The organism is Shewanella sp. 10N.286.52.C2 (assembly GCF_002874545.1).
GTDB lineage: Bacteria > Pseudomonadota > Gammaproteobacteria > Enterobacterales > Shewanellaceae > Shewanella.
Genome location: NZ_MCTV01000003.1, coordinates 26188 through 45113 on the forward strand (window position 1 = coordinate 26188; position 18926 = coordinate 45113).

The 18926-nt window shown below is 42.9% G+C and carries 13 protein-coding genes; 6 read left to right on the forward strand and 7 right to left on the reverse strand.

The genetic code is table 11. The annotated features are described in order from the left end of the window. The first annotated feature begins 83 nt into the window (after positions 1-83). Positions 84-2297, forward strand: a complete 2214-nt coding sequence (locus BCU94_RS01635; protein WP_102440027.1) for a patatin-like phospholipase family protein — start codon at positions 84-86, stop codon at positions 2295-2297. 82 nt (positions 2298-2379) lie between these two features. Here the strand turns inward: BCU94_RS01635 and hxpB are convergent, their stop codons facing one another. After that, positions 2380-3042, reverse strand: a complete 663-nt coding sequence (hxpB, locus tag BCU94_RS01640; protein ID WP_102440026.1) for a hexitol phosphatase HxpB — start codon at positions 3040-3042, stop codon at positions 2380-2382. 436 nt (positions 3043-3478) lie between these two features. Between hxpB and acnB the strand changes: the two genes are divergently transcribed. Continuing rightward, a complete protein-coding gene (gene acnB, locus BCU94_RS01645; RefSeq protein WP_102475445.1) occupies positions 3479-6076 on the forward strand; it encodes a bifunctional aconitate hydratase 2/2-methylisocitrate dehydratase in 2598 nt (865 codons plus the stop codon). Between the two features lie 138 nt (positions 6077-6214). Here the strand turns inward: acnB and BCU94_RS01650 are convergent, their stop codons facing one another. The 6 genes from BCU94_RS01650 to priA form a co-directional block, all read right to left on the reverse strand. Next, entirely contained in the window at positions 6215-6607 is a 393-nt protein-coding gene (locus BCU94_RS01650; RefSeq protein WP_076538497.1) for a gamma-butyrobetaine hydroxylase-like domain-containing protein, read from the reverse strand. A 174-nt stretch (positions 6608-6781) separates the two neighbouring features. Then, entirely contained in the window at positions 6782-8107 is a 1326-nt protein-coding gene (hslU, locus tag BCU94_RS01655) for an ATP-dependent protease ATPase subunit HslU (RefSeq protein ID WP_102440020.1), read from the reverse strand. Positions 8108-8129: 22 nt separating this feature from the next. Then, the gene (gene hslV / locus BCU94_RS01660; RefSeq protein WP_076538501.1) at positions 8130-8654 is read right to left on the reverse strand and encodes an ATP-dependent protease subunit HslV; all 525 of its coding nucleotides are present in this window, start codon (positions 8652-8654) and stop codon (positions 8130-8132) included. A 175-nt stretch (positions 8655-8829) separates the two neighbouring features. Then, complete coding sequence (locus tag BCU94_RS01665; RefSeq protein ID WP_102475446.1) at positions 8830-9414, reverse strand: SPOR domain-containing protein; 585 nt, start codon at positions 9412-9414, stop codon at positions 8830-8832. Then, entirely contained in the window at positions 9415-11160 is a 1746-nt protein-coding gene (gene argS, locus BCU94_RS01670) for an arginine--tRNA ligase (RefSeq protein WP_102440018.1), read from the reverse strand. It abuts the gene before it with no gap. A 154-nt stretch (positions 11161-11314) separates the two neighbouring features. Further along, positions 11315-13510, reverse strand: coding sequence for a primosomal protein N' (priA, locus tag BCU94_RS01675; RefSeq protein WP_102475447.1), 2196 nt, complete (start codon positions 13508-13510; stop codon positions 11315-11317). A gap of 77 nt (positions 13511-13587) precedes the next feature. Here priA and BCU94_RS01680 point away from each other — a divergent pair, with 77 nt between their 5' ends. The 4 genes from BCU94_RS01680 (at position 13588) to csrD (ending at position 18706) form a co-directional block, all read left to right on the forward strand. Then, positions 13588-14352, forward strand: coding sequence for a FimV/HubP family polar landmark protein (locus BCU94_RS01680; RefSeq protein WP_102475448.1), 765 nt, complete (start codon positions 13588-13590; stop codon positions 14350-14352). 126 nt (positions 14353-14478) lie between these two features. Next, positions 14479-14691 (forward strand): 50S ribosomal protein L31, encoded by a 213-nt coding sequence (gene rpmE / locus BCU94_RS01685; RefSeq protein WP_076538513.1) that lies wholly within the window; start codon positions 14479-14481, stop codon positions 14689-14691. A 438-nt stretch (positions 14692-15129) separates the two neighbouring features. Further along, positions 15130-16371, forward strand: coding sequence for a malic enzyme-like NAD(P)-binding protein (locus tag BCU94_RS01690; protein WP_102440015.1), 1242 nt, complete (start codon positions 15130-15132; stop codon positions 16369-16371). A gap of 412 nt (positions 16372-16783) precedes the next feature. Beyond that, positions 16784-18706, forward strand: a complete 1923-nt coding sequence (gene csrD, locus BCU94_RS01695; protein WP_102440014.1) for an RNase E specificity factor CsrD — start codon at positions 16784-16786, stop codon at positions 18704-18706. Positions 18707-18926 lie beyond the last annotated feature (220 nt).

Below are 18926 nucleotides of genomic sequence, written 5' to 3' on the forward strand. Positions count from 1 at the left end.
AGTAAGTTATAAAGGTTTTATTCATGTGAGTTTTCTCTGTTAGAATGACGCGGTAGATCATGATTAAAGATAGGATGCTTTATATGGGCCGTAAGATTGCACTGCTGTTACTACTCAGTTTATTTTCACACAACTTAATGGCTAAAGAACGCCAGTCAGTGGGATTAGTATTAAGTGGTGGCGGCGCAAAAGGCGCGGCGCATATTGGGGTGCTTAAGGTGTTAGAGCAGCATCGCATTCCGGTTGATTATATTACTGGTACCAGTATCGGCTCCTACGTCGGCGGCATGTATGCCTTAGGTTATAGCGCCGCAGAAATCGAACACATTATGCTTAACTCCCCTTGGGCTGATGGCTACTCAGATACCATTCCTCGAGAAGTACTTACTTACCGCGATAAACAACACCGCGACAAATTTAATATCCCCATTAACGTAGGTTATAAAGATGGCGGCTTAGCCGTCCCCAGTGGCTTATTACTTGGCCAAACCATGTCGCAACTATTACGTTCATCAACTGATGTGGTAGAGCAATTTGGCGATTTTGATGATCTAGCTATTCCTTATCGCGCTGTGGCAACTGATCTAGTTACTAGTCATGCAGTGGTATTAGCTCAAGGCAGTATCGTTAAAGCCATGCAAGCCTCTGCAACGGTACCCGGGGCATTACAACCGGCTGAAATAGACGGCAAGCTACTGGTTGATGGTGGCATCTCAAATAACATGCCTGTCGATGTCATTAAAGCCATGGGCGCAGATGTGGTCATTGCCATTGATATTGGCTCACCATTGGCCAGCAAAGAGCAACTTAATGGCACGATTGCGGTGTTGGAGCAGCTTTCAACCATTTTGACCAAAGCCACCACAGAGCATCAAAAAACATTATTAACCGATGATGATGTGCTGATCCGTCCTGCGATTGATGACATGAGCACCACTGACTTTGATATCATGCCTGACGCATTAGCTGCCGGCACAGTGGCGGGCGAAGCAGCGCTGCCAATGTTGACACATTTAAGTGTCAGCGCTGAAGAATATCAGGCCTATCAAGACAATAAACAACGCGCCAAATTACTACTAGTTAATCAAGTTAACCGCCCAGTGATTAAGATTGTATTTGATAATCAATCTAGAGTGAGTGAAAGCCTGTTAGATGAAGAGTTAGCTCTTAAAAAAGGCACAGTGATCACCAAAGAAGCCTTAGACGAGGGCATAAAACGGCTTTATTCCCTTAATAAGTTTCAGCGTGTTGATGCCGAGTTTGAAGACACAGAAGCTGGACGCATATTAACAGTGACCACCCATGCCAAATCCTGGGGACCAAATTATTTTGACGCCGGTTTTAACTGGGAAGATGACTTTACCTTAGATTCAGCCATTACCCTTAGTCTGGCTTATACCATGGGTGAGCTGACTGATAATGGCGGTGAGTGGCGTAACGAAGTTCAGTTAGGTTACGACAAGCGAGTTAGCTCAGAATTTTATCAGCCATTAGACAGAGACCAAGACTTCTACATTCGTTCTAAATACGAATTTGAGATCAAAAACTGGGATTATTATGATGATAACAACCGAGTCTTTGAGCTTAAAAACACCCTAAATCAATTGGCATTTGGAGTGGGTTATAACTATTCCCACGCTGGATTAATTGAGATTGGCGCAGTGGGTGAAATTGGTGATTTAAGTAATAAAGCCGTTTCTGCCCAAGATCTTGAATATGGCTCTTATGGCGGCTATTTTTCCTTTAGTTTTGACACCTTAAATAGCATTAGTTTCCCTACAGAAGGGCAGCGGTTAACGTTTACGGCCTCGGTAAGAAATGAAGATTATAAAGGCGCGGTTATTAATGACTCTGATGAACTATCTTGGCAGTTTGAAGCGGATTGGAAAGGGGCGCTTAAGCTAGGTAACCATGCCATTGTAGGTAAAGTCGCTTTAGCCACCGTTGATGTGGACCGTGATTTTACTTTACATGTTGCAGAGCTCGGTGGCTTTTTAAATCTGTCAGGTTTTCATAAAGGCGCATTGGCAGGTGCCCATAAAGCCTTTGGCGCCTTGATTTATCAATATGATTTAGGCCGAGATGTGTTACTCAGTGATGTGCCGTTATACATAGGTACTAGCTTTGAAGCGGGTAATGTGTGGACTAATCGTGATGCAGTGGACTTTGATGACCTTATCTATGCAGGTAGCTTATATTTAGGCACTGATACCAGCTGGGGTCCTGCCGCACTTGGCTTTGGTTTGACAGATACTGGCGAGCAATCGTTTTACTTATTTTTAGGTAAAAACTTTTAATTGTTCAGTTTGAATATAAAAAGCTGCCGTATCTTTAGATAAGGCAGCTTTTTTTATGGCAGATGTTAGCAAGACACTACTACTAGATATTTTCAATCAATGATTTAAGCTGACCTAAATGTGCTAGCTGGTGGTGAGCCACTTGCCAGCGAGACTGACCGGCGAATTCAGTCGCAGGGATTGCCACCGTTTGCATGCTTGCCGCTCTTGCTGCGATCAGGCCATTAAATGAGTCTTCAATAGCTAAGCACGTTGCAGGCTCAACGCCTAAGGCCGTGGCACAATTTACATAAACCTCAGGGTGGGGTTTGCCATATTGCAGCTTTTCGGCAGAGGCTATGGCCTCAAAATAATCCCTAATAGCCAGTTTATTCATTACTGCAGCAATTAAGTCACTGGACGATGAGGTAGCTAAGCCAATTTTTAGCCCTTGCTGCTGACAAGCTTGTAATGCTGCCACTACCCCCTGCATCGGCTTGCCTTCAGTTTCAATAAAGTGAATAACCCCATCAATAATTTGTTGGGAAACCGCTTGATTATCATACTCAGGCCAAGGGTATTTTTGATACCAATAGTGGACCAGAAGATCAATTCTCATGCCGGTGGTTTTTTCGGCATCAGCAAGAGTGATAGGCACACCCAATTGACTTAATACTGCCACCTCGACTCGTTGCCAAGCGGGCTCGGTATCAATAATGACCCCATCCATATCAAAAATAACCGCGTTAATTTTTATCAATGTCATAATAGTCCTGTTTACTGTTTTGAATATCTAAGCAATAGGGTTGAATAAGTATGTTGGTGGGTGCAAGTGATTAATATTAGCCAAATAACTATGCCTAACAGTCAAAATAATTGCAAAAAAATAGCGACAATTTGCTGAAGTAGACTCGGTTAAGTTTAAATTGTATGTATTACTTAATACATTGAATTAAATCATTTTTTATAATGTTTTAAACTATCGTCTAATTTTATTTGTTTAAAGTGAGCTGTAAATTAGCCATCGAACTCAAAATTCAGATAGATTTCGCCTCCGATAGAGTGTGATCTAATTCATACTTTTGCAAACCTGTAGTATACTACGGGTCGGATTTCAAGCCCGAACCTGTGGAATGGTCATTCTCTATATTGAATGACGTTCAGTTTCGCTGTTAGGCGCAATAACAAAGAGGAATGTTGCCGTGCTAGAAGCATATCGTAAACACGTCGCAGAACGTGCTGCAGAGGGTGTTGTCCCTAAGCCATTAGATGCACAACAAGTGGCTGAATTAGTGAAGTTAGTTGAGACGCCGCCTGCTGGTGAAGAGGCCGTGATTCTTGACTTATTAGAGAATCGTATTCCCCCAGGTGTTGATGAAGCTGCCTACGTAAAAGCAGCATTCTTAGATGCAGTGGCTCAAGGCACTGTATCGTCACCCATCCTTTCAGCTGAGCGTGCTACCGAGCTATTAGGTACCATGCAGGGCGGTTACAACATTGAACCGCTTATCGCTCAATTAGATAATGATGCACTTGCGCCAATCGCGGTTACTGCGTTATCAAACACCTTGTTGATGTTTGATGCCTACCACGACGTGGTAGAAAAAATGCAAAAAGGTAATGCTTTTGCTAAGCAAGTTGTTGAGTCTTGGGCCGAAGCAGAATGGTTCTTAAACCGTCCTAAATTAGCTGAAAAGATCACCTTGACCGTATTTAAAGTATCAGGCGAGACAAACACAGATGACTTGTCTCCGGCTCCTGATGCATGGTCTCGTCCAGACATCCCATTACATGCTTTAGCGATGCTGAAAAATGCCCGTGACGGTATTGTACCTGATGTTGCTGGCACTGTTGGTCCAGTTAAAGAAATCGAAGCCCTTAAAGGCAAAGGTTACCCGCTTGTTTATGTGGGTGATGTTGTTGGTACCGGTTCTTCACGTAAATCAGCGACTAACTCAGTACTATGGTTCATGGGCGATGATATCCCTTATGCGCCAAACAAGCGTGCTGGTGGTTTCTGCTTAGGTGGTAAAATTGCCCCTATCTTTTTCAACACCATGGAAGATGCAGGCGCGCTACCAATCGAGCTTAACGTAGACAAGATGAACATGGGCGATGTTATCGACATCTATCCATACGAAGGCGTCGTTAAGCGTAACGGTAGCGATGAAGTTATCTCTACGTTCGAGCTAAAAACCGAGGTACTGCTTGATGAAGTACGTGCTGGTGGCCGTATTCCATTGATCATTGGCCGCGGGTTAACTGACCGTGCCCGTGAAACATTAGGCCTTGCGGCTTCTGAAGTGTTTGTTCGCCCACAAGATGTGGTTGCAACCAATAAAGGCTTTACGCTGGCACAAAAAATGGTTGGTAAAGCATGTGGTGTTAAAGGTATTCGCCCAGGTCAATACTGCGAACCTAAAATGACTTCAGTTGGTTCACAAGACACCACAGGCCCAATGACCCGTGACGAACTGAAAGATTTAGCATGTTTAGGCTTTAGCGCCGATTTAACCATGCAGTCTTTCTGCCACACTGCGGCTTATCCTAAACCTATCGATGTGAACACTCACCACACCTTACCTGATTTCATCATGAATCGTGGCGGTGTTGCACTGCGTCCAGGTGACGGGGTTATTCACTCTTGGTTAAACCGTATGTTACTACCTGATACCGTTGGTACTGGTGGTGATTCACATACCCGTTTCCCAATCGGTATTTCATTCCCAGCCGGTTCTGGCCTAGTAGCATTTGCTGCTGCAACAGGTGTTATGCCTCTTGATATGCCTGAATCAATTTTGGTGCGCTTTAAAGGTGAAATGCAACCAGGTATCACCTTACGTGACCTAGTTCATTCTATCCCGCTTAAAGCCATTGAAATGGGTCTGTTAACGGTAGAGAAGAAAGGCAAAATTAACGCTTTCTCTGGCCGCGTATTAGAAATTGAAGGTCTTGAGCAACTTAAAGTTGAACAAGCATTCGAATTATCTGATGCATCAGCAGAACGAAGTGCTGCAGGTTGTACGATTAAGCTAGATAAAGAGCCAATCATTGAATACCTAAACTCTAACATCGTGATGTTGAAGTGGATGATTTCTGAAGGTTATGGTGATCGCCGTACCATCGAGCGTCGTATTACAGCGATGCAAGAGTGGTTAGCAAACCCAGAGCTAATGGAAGCAGATGCAGATGCTGAATATGCTGAAATTATTGAAATCGATTTGAACGATATCAAAGAGCCAATTCTTTGTGCGCCAAACGATCCAGATGATGCGGTATTACTATCATCAGTTGCAGAAACAAAAATTGACGAAGTGTTCGTTGGTTCTTGTATGACTAACATTGGTCATTTCCGCGCAACCGGTAAAATGCTAGAGAAGTTTGCCACGACCTTGCCGACTCGCTTATGGATTGCACCGCCAACTAAGATGGATAAAGACCAGTTAACTGAAGAAGGTTACTACGCGATCTTTGGCCGTGTTGGTGCGCGTATCGAAATCCCAGGTTGTTCACTGTGTATGGGTAACCAAGCACGTGTTGCTGAAGGTGCGACCGTTGTTTCAACGTCAACGCGTAACTTCCCTAACCGTTTAGGTACAGGTGCAAATGTGTACTTAGCTTCAGCTGAGTTAGCAGCAGTAGCGGCATTGTTAGGCCGTTTACCGTCTCCTGCTGAGTACCAAGAATACGCGAAAGAGTTAGATGCAACTGCAGCTGATACTTACCGTTACTTGAACTTTGATCAAATTGATTCTTACACTAAGAAAGCTGACAGCGTGATTTTTCAAGCTGCAGTGTAATCTTTAAAAAGTAACAATCGATATAAAAAATGCCAGCGATTAAGCTGGCATTTTTGTGTCTTGGAATTGGGATTTTGAGCGGATAGCCATTACTTTTTGATGACTAAAAATGCCCAAACCAAGTTTGGAAATACCAAACTAAGAGTATTTGATATTCATATCAATCAAGGGTTCACGTGAACCTTTTTCGGCACGAAGTCGTGCTAAATACCGTTCCCAGATTTCCACTTGTTGATTACCCAGTTCAAATAAAATCTTCCACGAAAACAAGCCGGTATCATGACCATCATCAAAAATGATTTTTACTGCATAATTGCCTACAGGCTCAATGGCAGTGATATTGACGTTTTTCTTGTGGGTGACCAAAATTGGATTGCCGTGGCGCTGCACTTCAGCTGAAGGGGAGTGAACACGTAGCATTTCGCAGCTGATATTAAACACTTCACCGCTTTCAAAGCTCACTTCAAGTAACTTAGATTTACGCTTTAATTTAAGATTGGTTACAACGGGGCTATTGGCTTGCTGGTTCATGGCATTGCTCTCTTTAAAATACTGTCAGCAACGTTAAGATACTCTTGGCTGGCAATGATAGACAATAAAAAAGGTGATAGTCCATTGTGGCACTATTCACCTTTAATTTCCTAATATCTGTGAGGCTAAATTAGTAATAGATCACAGCTAGGTTGAGATAAGCTTAAGTAATCACTACAAAATGAAGCGGCTTAAGTCTTCATCTTCTACTAGGGCATCTAAGTGATCATTGACATAGTCGGCATCAATTACAAAGGTGCTACCTGATTTTTCTGAAGCGTCATATGAAATCTCTTCCATCAGCTTTTCCATCACAGTATGCAGGCGACGAGCACCGATGTTTTCAGTGGTCTCGTTCACTTGCCAAGCCGCTTTAGCAATGCGTTCAATACCACATTCACTAAATTCAACTTTAACGCCTTCAGTCCCCATTAACGCCACATATTGCTCGGTTAATGATGCATGTGGCTCAGTTAGAATACGTTTAAAGTCATCAGCGGTGAGTGCACTTAGCTCAACACGGATTGGTAAACGACCTTGAAGCTCAGGGATTAAATCCGATGGCTTAGACATCTGGAATGCACCTGAGGCGATAAACAAGATGTGGTCGGTTTTGACCATGCCGTGTTTAGTGGTCACAGTACAACCTTCGATTAATGGCAGTAAGTCACGTTGAACCCCTTCACGTGATACGTCAGGGCCTGAGCTTTCGCCGCGCTTACAAATCTTGTCGATTTCATCTAAAAATACGATACCGTTTTGCTCTACCAAGTCGATAGCTTGCTCTTTCATGTCTTCTTGATTGACAAGTTTTGCAGCTTCTTCTTCGATAAGCAGCTTGAAGGCTTCTTTAATTTTAACCTTTTTACGGTTTTCTTTAGTTTGCCCCATGTTTTGGAACATACTTTGAAGCTGATTAGTCATCTCTTCCATGCCTGGAGGTGACATGATCTCAACACCCACTTGCGGCGCGGCTAAGTCGATATCAATTTCTTTATCGTCTAGCTGGCCTTCACGTAATTTCTTACGGAAGATTTGACGGGTATTTGAATCATCTTTCTTTTCAGTATCCCAGTCTTCTTTTGGCTTAGGCAATAGGGCATCAAGGATGCGCTCTTCTGCAAGCTCTTCAGCGCGATGACGGCCTTTTTTCATTTGCTGTTCGCGGGTCATTTTCACGGCTGAGTCAGTTAAATCACGGATGATTTGCTCAACTTCTTTACCGACATAACCCACTTCAGTGAATTTAGTGGCTTCTACTTTAATGAAAGGCGCATTAGCTAGTTTTGCTAAGCGGCGGGCAATTTCAGTTTTACCGACACCGGTTGGGCCAATCATTAAAATATTCTTTGGCGTCACTTCTTGGCGAAATGAGGCTTCAAGCTGCATGCGTCTCCAACGGTTACGAAGCGCAACGGCTACAGAACGTTTAGCATTTTTTTGACCAATGATGTGCGAGTCTAGCTCATGGACAATCTCGCGTGGGGTCATTTCAGACATAGATAATTCCTTACGTGCTAATTTAGTAGTCGATTTGCTCAACGGTTTTATGTTGGTTGGTGAATACACATATATCACCGGCAATCGTTAATGATTTTTCTGCAATGTCACGGGCACTTAAATCGGTATTTTGTAATAAGGCTAGCGCAGAAGCGTGGGCATAGTTGCCACCAGAACCAATTGCAATTAGGTCATGCTCAGGCTGAACCACATCGCCGTTACCGGTAATGATTAATGATTCTTTGGTGTCGGCGACAATAAGCATGGCTTCAAGGTTGCGGAGCATTTTGTCGGTGCGCCAATCTTTGGCGAGTTCAACGGCTGATTTTAATAAATGGCCTTGATGCATTTCGAGCTTGGTTTCAAAACGCTCAAAAAGAGTAAATGCATCGGCTGTGCCGCCAGCAAAACCTGCGATAACTTTATTTTGGTATAAGCGACGCACCTTACGTGCATTGCCTTTCATGACGGTATTGCCAAGGGATACTTGGCCATCACCTGCGATGACAACTTGATTATTGCGGCGAACGGAAACGATAGTAGTCACGGTAAATCCTCTTAACGACTGCAGCGTAAAATAGTCTGCTGCTGGTTGATAAACTAGATATGGGGGTGGTTAATAGAAATTCAAGGGAATAAAAAAGACGCTAACAATGTTAGCGTCTTTTTTGAGTTGTTTATAAGTTCTTGGCTACTGAGGCTGAACTCTCACTTCGCTAAGTTTAGTATTCCCATAGCCAAATTTGGCAGCCATTAATGCCAGCACGCTGCAATTTATGTCTGGCACGCTCTGCGGCACGTTTTGACTCAAATGGCCCTAAGATCACTTTATGCCACACGCCAGTCGTGCCTTGGGTCGCTCTCACTTGGGCTTCTAGACCTTGAAAGGCAATCACGGCTTTCATTTCTTCAGCCTGAGCAAGCTTTCTAAATGAGGCGCATTGCATTTGGTAAGGGCCTTGAGACTTCATCGCACCTTCTGGCACTTCAATATCAATACTTTTATTTTCTAGCTCTTCCAAATAAGTCCACTGCTCCGTTGGCTTTGGCGGCAGGGCATTAGGGTCTTTTTTCGCAGGTTTTGGCGTTGGCTTTTCAACCACTTGGCTTGCTGGTGCTGACTCAGGCGTAGCATCATCAGAACTACCACTGATAAACCACAAGAAATAACCAAAACCGCCTAACAGTAAAATGACCACCAAGGTCGGCAAATAAGGAATAGAGCGCTTTTGCTGAGCTGCGCCTCTCTTTTTAGATGCCGAACGTTTTTTGGGACTAGGCTTTTTATTAGCGTAATCTCGGCTCATTTACATACGCTCTAAGGTTTCGATGCCTAACAGCGACAAACCGGTTTTTAAGGTTTTTGAAGTTAACTGCGCCAATAATAAACGGCTTTGTTTTTGCGCTTCAGTTTCAGCGGCAAGCACAGGGCAAGCTTCATAAAAACTTGAGAATTCACTGGCTAGCTCATAAACATAGGCACACATAACATGTGGCAAGCCTTTTTCTGTCATGCGAGTTAATACTTCGCCAAACTGAGCAAGCTTAGTGCCGAGTTGCTTTTCTTTATCGTGTTCAAGCACGATTTTAGCCTGACTTAAGTCAACATCTGCTGCACGTTTAAAGATGCCTGCAACACGGGTGTAAGCATAAAGTAGGTACGGAGCGGTATTACCTTCAAAGCTGAGCATTTGCTCAAAGCTAAAGATATAATCGCTGGCACGGTTTTTTGAAAGGTCAGCATATTTAACTGAGCTAATACCCACAACGCGAGCCACTTCAAGGAGTGTCTCTTCGTCCATATCAGGGTTTTTGCTACGCACTAATTCAACGGCGCGAGTGTTTGCTTCATCGAGTAAATCGACTAACTTAACAACGCCACCACTACGGGTTTTAAATGGACGACCATCAGGGCCATTCATGGTGCCGAAACCTGTGTGCTCTAGCGATAAACCTTCACGGACGAAACCGGCAGTTTTAGCCAGTTTGAATACTTGTTGGAAATGCAGTGCTTGGCGCAAGTCGACAAAGTACAGGGCGCGATCGGCTTTTAATACATTTGAGCGGTAACGCATTGCCGCTAAATCAGAGGTGGCATATAAATAACCGCCATCTGCTTTTTGAATAATAACCGGTAGAGGCTCGCCTTCTTTGGTGCGAAACTCTTCTTGGAATACCACTTTAGCGCCATTACTTTCGCTTAATAATCCTTTAGCTGCTAAGTCTGTAACCACTTGGGCTAAATCATCGTTGTAAGCACTTTCGCCATGAACATCTTCACGGGTTAAGGTCACCCCAAGACGTTTGTATACCTCATGACAATGGGCTAACGAAATATCATTAAATTCACGCCACAGTTTGTTGCAGTATTCATCACCTGATTGCAGTGATACGACTAAGTTACGGGCGCGGGTAGCAAAGTCGCTTGATTCATCAAAACGTACTTTTGCTTCACGGTAGAAGGTTTCTAAATCAGATAGCTCAAGATCAGCTTGTTCGCCATGAGCTGCGCGAAGCTCTTCCATATATGCCAGTAACATGCCGAACTGAGTGCCCCAGTCACCCACATGGTTTTGACGAATGACCTTATGGCCTAAAAATTCTAGTGCGCGTACTACACTGTCACCAATAATGGTTGAACGTAGATGACCTACGTGCATTTCTTTGGCAAGGTTTGGTGATGAGTAATCAACTACAATGGTTTGTGATTCAGGTAAGGTGATCCCTAAATGCTCACTGTTTAATGCATCTTGCAGTTGATTCGCTAAGGCATTTTCATCAATAAAGAAGTTGATGAAACCAGGGCCTGCAATTTCAACTTTAGCCACATGGCTAGATGCCGGTAGGTTGTCGATGATTAGCTGAGCGATATCGCGCGGGTTCTTTTTAGCAACTTTGGTTAGCATCATCGCTAAGTTAGTGGCTAAATCACCATGAGTTTTATCTTTAGTGCGCTCAACTTGAATGCGAGCCTGAAAATCAGCTGGGACAATGCCTTGTTGCTTAAAAGAGTCGACGGTTTGTTCTAGTAAAGATGCAATATGTGATTTCATGGGCGTTTATCAGCACTAACTTAAAGTAAAAGACAGGAGTAACCGACTATTTTAGCCGCTTTTGATACTCGAATGCTATCTCGATAGTGTTTTTATTCGAGATTTTTTTTAAATTTCAGCAAAGCGAATTTTATCGCAGAATAAGACAAGCTGATTACATTAAATCTTGCGGGTCGCGGTCAATGCTCCAACGGCATTTTTTACTTTCAGGCAATGCCTCAATGGTTGGCAATACTTGCTCAAAAACCTGTTGTAATCGTTGTCTATTTTTAGCTTGGAATAATAACTGGCGGCGGTATTTGCCCGCTTTACGATCCAATGGAGCAGGCATTGGGCCAATGACTTCAAACTCTTTATCTTGGGGTAATAAGCTGGCCACCTGATTGAGAAAGCTATCGGCATCTTCTGCTAAATGGGCATCGGCTCTAAGCAGCACCATGTGCCAAGCGGGTGGTAACAGGGCTTGTTGGCGCTCAAGTAATTGCCCGCGGGCAAACTTACCATAACCGTGCTGCAGTAAATCCCTTAATATGGGGTTATCACTTTGATGGGTTTGTAGTAATACTTTACCGGGCTTATCAGCACGGCCGGCGCGGCCTGAAACCTGGGTATAAAGCTGCGCAAAGCGCTCTGGGGCTCGAAAGTCAGCGCTGAATAAAGCGCCATCGACATCCATTAATCCCACTAAAGTCACATCTGGAAAATGATGCCCTTTAGCTAGCATTTGGGTGCCCACTAAAATTTTATATTCACCTTTTAAAATGCCGTTGAGCTGTTTTTCTAATGAGCCTTTTCTGCGGGTGGTGTCACGATCGATCCTCACTACCGGATATTGGGGAAACTCTTGTTCTAAGGCTTGTGCCAATTGCTCTGTGCCGGTGCCATGGCCCATTAACATGGTGCTGCCACACTCATGGCATTGATGAGGAATAGCATATTGATTGCCACAATGGTGACAGCAGATTTCATTTAAACCTTGATGAACAGTAAAAAAGGCATCGCAGCGATCGCATTCATGCAAATGTCCGCACTCATGACAAAGTAGGGCTGGCGAAAAGCCACGGCGGTTTAGAAATAGTAATACTTGGTTGCCCGCATCTAGGTGCATACGCATTTCATTGATCATTGAGGCGCTCATGCCGGCCTTAAGCGGATGGGAGCGAATATCGATAATTCCTTGCTTCACTTTTTGGGCTGCACCTGCGCGTTCGCCGAGTTCTAAGTGGGCATAACGGCCTGAAATGGCATTCTGTAGCGATTCTAGCGATGGCGTTGCCGAACCTAAAATCACTTGAATATCTTCTAAGTGACCGCGCATAACAGCTAAATCGCGGGCGTGATAACGCACCCCTTCTTGCTGCTTAAAGCTGCTGTCATGTTCTTCATCAAGAATGATAAGCCCCGGATATGCCATTGGGGTAAATAATGCCGAGCGAGTGCCGATAATAATCGCGGCTTCACCGCTACGGGCCTGACGCCAAGCCTCTAAACGCTGGTTGTCAGTTAATGCGGAGTGAATAACGGCAATATTGACATCAAATCGGCGCTTAAAGCGGTTAATGGTTTGCGGTGTTAAGCCTATTTCAGGCACCAAAATCAGCGCTTGTTTACCTTGCTTTAGGATAGTTTCTAATACTGACAAATAGACTTCGGTTTTACCAGATCCAGTAATGCCCTCTAATAAACTGCAATGAAACCCTTGCTGCTGATTAAGGATAGATACTGCCACTGCTTGCTGTTTATTAAGTTTAAGTGGGGTTTCTGTCATGACCAATTGTTGACGCCAGCTTAAGTCGGCGGCATTGGTGATGTGTTGGCGCTCAACCCAGCCTTTATCTTCAAGGGCTTTTAAGGCCACTTTACTGAGCTCTTGGGTGGTAAATTCATCTTGGCTGATGGCCGACTGCTGCAGTAATTCGAATAATTTCTTTTGTGCTGGCGCTCTTTTGAGCACGCTGATATCGACTTGCTTGCCTTGCTCGTTTAACGCAAATACAGTCACAGTCTGCGGTTGAGCACTTGACCCTTTACGCAGGGCAACCGGTAAGGCTTGGCTGAGCATTTGCCCTTGGCTGGCAAAGTAATATCTTGCCGCCCAAAGTGTTAATTTGTACAAACTTTCAGGCAGTAACGGTTTATCATCCAGCAGTTCAGTGATAGCTTTAATCTTGTTTGCTGGCACGTCGCAGTCATCTTTAATGGCAGTAATAAGCCCAATTAGTTGCTGTCGACCAAAAGGCACTTTTACCCGCAGTCCAAGCTTTATTTGTGCTACGTTGGCTTCAGGGATTTGGTAACTAAAGGTTTGCCGCATGGGAACGGGCAATGCAACCTCAACAAACACAGGCATAAGTCATCATCATTCAGAATTGTGAAGCTCTAGTTTACTCCAGCTAGACCGTAAATAAATAGGATAAGAGAAAATTGATGTTAAAAGGATTATTTAGCAAACATACCCTAGCACTGTCTGTGTTTTTATTTTCGTTTAGTGCCCAAGCAGCGCTGAGTCATATCAGTATCAATAGCCGCCATTTTAAGCTAGATCAGCATCCGCAATTAAAGCTTAATATTGTGGCCGCTAACGATGATCTTTCACGGCTGAGTTTTCACTTACGTCAAACCGTTGGAGCAAATGAGGTTGTTGAGGAGTTAATGCTGCAACCTGTGAATCGCTTTATGCTCTATGCCATAGGTCTTGATGATGTCAGTGACCCTAATGCTAAGCTGATTGTCAGTGAATATAAGGGCAATAGCTGGCAGCAGTATGCGGTATTGTCGGTATTTGATGCCCCTTACATAAAGCCAAATGGTCGCAGTGATATTAAAATCGATGCCGCTAAAGCACTCAAAAAAGTCCCGTTAGCTGCAACACCAGCCGAAAAGGATCCTATTATTGTAACGGCGAGTAATAACAGCAATAACAGTCAAGCTTGTATGGTTGAGCGTAATAACACTGAGACCTTATGGGGGATTGCGTCACGTTATGCTACATCGTGGAATACCCATGTTTATGGGGCGATGTTAGCGCTTTATGAGGCCAATCCTCAGGCGTTTTCTCAGCAGAAAATTCACTTAATCAAACAAGATGTGCCATTGCGATGCCCGACAAAAGTTCAGTTGAATCAATATATAACAAAGGCTGATGCGAAGCTTGAATTTGAGTCGATAGAAGCTAAACACCGTAGCCAATAAATAGCACTTGTTTGGTCTGGACACATACTGTACTATTGCGCGCCTAAAACACTATTGTTATTAACGCATGTGGTGCTCAACTTCGGGTTGGGAGAGCGACGTGGCCTCTATTAAAAGGTAATCCAAATGAAAACAGGTATCCACCCAGACTACGCTGAAATTACTGCAACTTGTACTTGTGGTAACATCATTAAAGTAAATTCAACTGCTGGTAAAAACTTGCACTTGGACGTATGTGGCGCATGTCACCCATTCTACACTGGTACTCAGAAAGTTGTAGACACTGGTGGTCGTATCGACAAATTCAACAAGCGCTTTGGTGCACTTGGTAAAAAATAATTGCTCTTGCAATTATTTTAAGAAAAAGACGCTTCGGCGTCTTTTTTTGTAGCTGTCACTTTTTACACAAATTTATTTTCAGCTGAATAAAGTTTTTGGTTATAAATTATATAAACTCAACTGAGACAATAATATTGTTATTTAGACAAACTTTTGACAAGTTTAAGTAGCATTTTACGGTTTTTATTAGCAAATCTTGTTATTTTTCTACATTTTTAAGTCCTTGATTCTTAATGTGATGGTTAATTTTTTGATTAAAAAATATAACTTGACCAAATTCTAATTATTAAAGGTAACTTTTGTTATTTTTTGATTTATAATCCCAGCAGAAAGCGATCGCTGACGGATTAGTTTGATCTCAAGTTATTTTTAACTGGCCTCGTTTTCGCAGAATTACTTTTACTTCGCCGTATCACTTGCCTCACTCAGGAAAATACAATGCCAGATTTTCGCCAACAAGCTCTCGATTACCATGAATTCCCAGTTGCAGGTAAAACTGCTGTAACCCTCACTAAACCAGCGCAAACCAGTCATGATCTGTCGCTGGCATACAGTCCTGGTGTGGCAGAGCCGGTAAGAGAAATTGCGGCAAACCCTGATGACGCATATCGTTATACTAATAAAGGTAATACCGTTGCGGTGATTTCTAACGGTACGGCAATTTTAGGCTTAGGTAACTTAGGCCCATTAGCATCAAAACCTGTAATGGAAGGTAAGGCATTACTGTTTAAGCGTTTCGCCAATATTGATTCAGTTGATATTGAAGTGAAGCACAGAACTACGGCAGATTTTATTAATACGGTTGAGTCGATTGCAGATACCTTTGGCGGCATTAATTTAGAAGATATCAAAGCGCCTGAGTGTTTTGAAATTGAAAGAGAGCTTATTGCCCGTTGTAATGTGCCTGTGTTTCATGATGATCAACATGGTACGGCTATCGTAACTGCAGCAGGCATGTTGAACGCACTTGAAATTCAAGGCAAAAAAATTGAAGACGCAGTATTTGTTTGTTTAGGTGCAGGTGCTGCGGCCATTGCTTGTATGACCATGATTGTTAAGTGTGGCGCTCAGCGTGAAAATGTTTACATGCTCGACAGACAAGGCGTGATCCATACTCGCCGTGAAGACATTAACGAATACAAAGCCTTGTTTGCTAACAACACAGACAAGCGTACCTTACAAGATGTGATTAAGGATGCCGACGTATTCTTGGGGCTTTCTGGCGCTGATTTATTAACTGCTGATGACATTGCGCTAATGGCACCAAAACCGGTTATTTTTGCTTGTTCAAACCCAGATCCTGAAATTAAACCTGAGTTGGCTCACTCAATCCGTCAAGATTTGATTATGGGTACCGGCCGTAGTGATTACCCAAACCAAGTGAATAACGTATTGTGTTTTCCTTTCATTTTCAGGGGCGCATTAGACGTTCGAGCCAGTGTCATTAATGATGAAATGAAAATTGCTGCAGTTAAAGCGTTAGCGGCAATTGCTAAAGAACCGGTTCCCGCAGAAGTATTAGCAGCCTACCCACATGTTAATTCATTAAGCTTTGGCCCAGAGTACGTGCTGCCTAAGCCAATGGATCCTCGTTTATTGAAAAATATCGCCAGTGCGGTATCTCAGGCGGCCATTGATTCAGGTGTCGCGGTATTAGATAAGGTACCCACTGACTATTAATCTATTAATGGTTAGATATTCACCTTAGTTAGAAGGGGCATTAGCCCCTTTTTTATTGGCTGAAAATGGCGTTAATAATAAACGAGTTTGACTGCTATAATTAAATGATGCTGAGTAAATGTCACTATTATTTTTGCAAGATTGCAGCAGATAATATAGCTAAATAAGATTATTAAGCCTAAGCTCACTTTTTTAAAACTGCGACAGCATTTTTTTATTAAACAAGTGATAGTATGACGCGTTCAATATAAGGCGAGACTATTAGTATAAAGTAAACGCGTTTAGCATAAACTGAACATGTGATTTTAATATTATTTTTCTAAACTATTTCTCTAATAATAAAAATGTACTCGCAATAAAATAACAATAACTAATTCCCCTTGAGTGCTGTGTTTAAGCAGGATGCTGATAAATGAAATTAACGAAAATGCTAACCAAAAAGCTGATCAGTTTTTGGCTGTTATCGCTCACGGCTGTGGGCTTTATTTTTTTGGTGGGTGCTATGGTCAGTTTCACGCAACTGACCTATAAATTTCAGCAGCAAAAAGTCGATAAGTTAGGGTTGATGTTAGTTGAACACTATCAATCTAAGAGCCAATCCGCAAACCAATCCAAGAGCCAACCCAAGTATCAGTGGGATTTACATGCATGGCTACCGCCTATGCTGATGGCTTTTAACGCCAATTCATTTAAGTTGACCCGTGGTGATGATATTTTATTTGAGTATTACTCCCCTACGGCAGATCAATATCCCACTCTATATAAGCATACGCTTGATAAGTCGTCTAATTTAGCGATGGAGCTAAATTTGCCTCAGCCTTATCTAGTACAACAATTGGGGTGGTATGAATATATCAGCTTGTTTATTGCTTTAAGCGCCATTGGACTGTTTGTCCGTTTTGGATTGCGCTGGTTTACTGAAGAGTTAGACGGCATTGAACATATTGCTCAGCGTAGTCATTTGATTTTGGATGGAGAGCATCAACAAGCATTGCAATATGCGGCTAAGGCCAGACCACGACTGATTAACCGTGCCATGACAAAGTTACTTGTGCAACTGCAAGATGCCCAAAAAGAGCGTGGCCGTTTTGATCAGTTTATTCGCTCGAATACCTTTTTGGATCCCAGCACCCGCATTGGTAACCGCATATTTTTTGAAAACCGTTTGGAGGCGTTAACACACCAAGAAACCATGATTGCTCATGGAGTAGTGGTGCTGATGAACTTTGACGACTTAGATTTATTGCAGCAACAACATGGTGTTGAAGAAGTGAATGAGCAGCTTAATGACTTAGTGCAAGCTGTACAAAGGTTGCTGGTGAGATTTGAAGAGTCCATTTTTGCTCGCTACAGTTTTAATCAATTTGTCGTGGTAGCGCCGCAACTTTCCCTTGCTGAAGCGGACAGTTTAGCCGGCAAACTGCTTAAAATTGGCATTAGCCAATTACAAAATCAGTCTGACTCTCAAGATAACTATATTCATTTGGGAGCGGCCTTTTATAAGGCTGGCGATCAGCAGCAGCAGATCGTTGAAGAAGTTGAAATGGCCTTGAAAGCAGCGCAATTGCAACGAAATAATAACTGGTTTATGTATGACAAAGGCGCTGTGGATAAAGAGATCGCCAAAGGATCGGTGCGTTGGCGCAGTTTCTTAGAAAGCACCTTAGTTAACCGCCGCTTTGTGACTGTTACTAAAAAAGTGATTGATAGCGATGGCGCAACTTGTCATCAGGAAGTCTTTAGCCGGGCTATTGATAATCAAGGTAATGAGGTTAGGGCGACGTTATTTATACCTATGGCCAACAAATGTGGCTTGATGCCGCAAATTGAGCGGCAATTAATTGAAACTGTATTGTTCGAGCTAATGGCTAATAACCAACAGCATTTTAGTGTTAATTTAAGCCTCGATTCGCTAACCAGTCGCGCTTTTACGCGCTGGCTACAAACCACATTACTTGAGCATCGCCCTTTAGCATCAAGGCTTACTTTTGAAGTGGCTGAAAATATTGTGGTCAAACATCAACAAGACTTGGTAGCCACGCTCGAAATGCTTCGCAAAATAGGAGCCAGGTTGTGTGTTGACCATGTGGGCTTGCAAGTTGTGGGCACTCACTATATTCAAGAGTGTCATTTTGACTTAGTAAAATTGCATCGCTCTATTATTCACCAAATCCATTTAAAGTCAGAAAACCAATTGTTTATTCGTAGCTTAATTGGTGGCTTATATCGCGCTGAAGTGCAGGTATTTGCTGAAGGTGTCAGCAGTTTTGAAGAGTGGCAAACTTTAAAAATTCTCGGTGTTAGTGCCGCCCAAGGTGACTTTTTTAACCATTAGTATTGACCTTGTTTGGGCTAGCTTAAAAGCGTTTTGCTATAAATTGGTACAATAATTGTATCTTACAGTATCAGTAACGACTCATAGTGGGTCGTTATCGGTAGCCGTTCTGGGAGCAATGATAGATTTTGGCCATTTACTCAGCAGATTTTAGCACATTTAACAGTGATAGCATGTTTGATGAACAAGTGTGAAACTTGTATATCTTCGTTTAACAACC